Source organism: Stenotrophomonas sp. Sm2128 (assembly GCF_030985535.1).
In the GTDB taxonomy this organism is placed as follows: Bacteria; Pseudomonadota; Gammaproteobacteria; order Xanthomonadales; family Xanthomonadaceae; genus Stenotrophomonas; species Stenotrophomonas maltophilia.
The window spans coordinates 1-1,662 of the sequence record NZ_JAPTFQ010000155.1 but is presented as its reverse complement, the minus strand read 5'-3'; the positions used below and the strand labels follow the sequence as shown (position 1 = coordinate 1,662).

Below are 1,662 nucleotides of genomic sequence, written 5' to 3'. Positions count from 1 at the left end.
AAGTACGTCCCTGTAAGCTTGGCAGCCGCATCCATGCGGCTGACACCCCGCACTCCGACACCGCCCCGCCTATGACAGATTCCGGCGGCTGTTGGTAGGTGTCGATCTTGGTCGACACGGTAGATCCACGCCATGCGTGGATGCTTTTGGATTCCAATTCGAAATATTCGATTCCGATGGAGATTCATCCACGCATGGCGTGGATCTACTGCAGATCGCAAGAATCTGTCGAAGGCGGGGTGGGTCCGGTTGCGGGAGTGTCCGCGGCATGGATGCCGCGGCCAAGCCCCCATGGATGGGTTTACGGCGTCTCCCGCAACCGGACCCACCCCGCCATCCCTCGGAATGCACGCTGTTGCTGTTGCTGTTGCCGGCCAGCGGCCGGCACTACCGCAGGTGCAGGGCTGCAAGCCCTGCCGACCAACACCCTGCTTACGAACGGCTGACGTGACGCTCATGCGCCATGCGCGAGGCTGTCCACCTGGTTGTTCGACTGGAGGTGGCAACGGTGCACTGGCAGAGCGCACAGGCCTACGCATGGCCGTTGGGATTGGCCGTAGTGGTGGGCGGCATAGGCGCGTGGCTGATCCTGTGGATCTATCACCGGCTGAAAGGGCGTGATCGCCGACGTGCGCGTATCGGTCGAGTACTCGGGTTGCCGCTGGCCACCGCGTGGCCGCTGCTGCTGCTGATTCCCGCCTTGCAGGCGACGCCGCTGCAGGATCCGTTGCTGGGCCATCTGCAGCACGGACTCCACATTGCATTGATGGCCTGCTTCGTCTGGCTGCTGGTACGCGCGGTGGCGGCGGGCGAGCGCGCGATCCTGCGCAGCCATCCCATCGATGTCTCCGACAACCTGGAGGCACGCCGCATCCAGACCCAGACGCGCGTGCTCAGCAGGGTGTTGATGGGCGGCATCATCGTGCTCGGTGCGTCGCTGGTGCTGTTGACCTTCCCGATGGTGCAGAAGATCGGCACGGCGCTGCTGGCGTCGGCGGGCCTGATCGGGCTGGTGGCGGGCATCGCCGCCAAGCCGGTGTTCGGCAACCTCATCGCCGGCCTGCAGATCGCACTGACGCAGCCGATCCGCCTGGACGACGTGGTGATCGTCGAAGGCGAGTGGGGACGCATCGAGGAGATCGGCAGCAGCTACGTGGTCGTGCGGATCTGGGATGAGCGGCGGATGGTGGTGCCCTTGACCTGGTTCATCGAGAACCCGTTCCAGAACTGGACGCGGCGCAGTGCCGATCTGCTCGGCACTGCGTTTCTGTGGCTGGACTATCGGGCACCGATCGCGGCGATCCGTGCCGAGCTGGAGCGCATCTGCCATGGCCAGGCGCTATGGGATGGGCGCGTCTGCGTGACCCAGGTGACCGAAACCAACGAGCGCGCGATCCAGGTGCGCCTGCTGGTCAGCGCGCGCAGTTCCGGTGATGCCTTTGATCTTCGCTGCCTGGTGCGCGAACGCATGCTCGATTTCCTCGCACGTGAGCATCCGCAGTCGTTGCCGCAGGTGCGTGCGCGGCTGCAACACGAAGATGAGCTGGATATGCCGCGTGGTCCACGTGCACGCACTGCGGATGTGCGTTCGCCAGGTGCTGAAGATGGTGAGGCGGCGATCGTGCCGGAGGAGCCACAGGATCGGTAGTGCCGGACGCTGGC

The 1,662-nt window shown here is 64.9% G+C and carries 1 protein-coding gene; it reads left to right on the top strand.

From position 1 onward, the window contains the following. Window positions 1-463 precede the first annotated feature (463 nt). Window positions 464-1,648 (top strand): mechanosensitive ion channel family protein, encoded by a 1,185-nt coding sequence (locus tag O0K41_RS22200; RefSeq protein ID WP_219627547.1) that lies wholly within the window; start codon window positions 464-466, stop codon window positions 1,646-1,648. Window positions 1,649-1,662 lie beyond the last annotated feature (14 nt).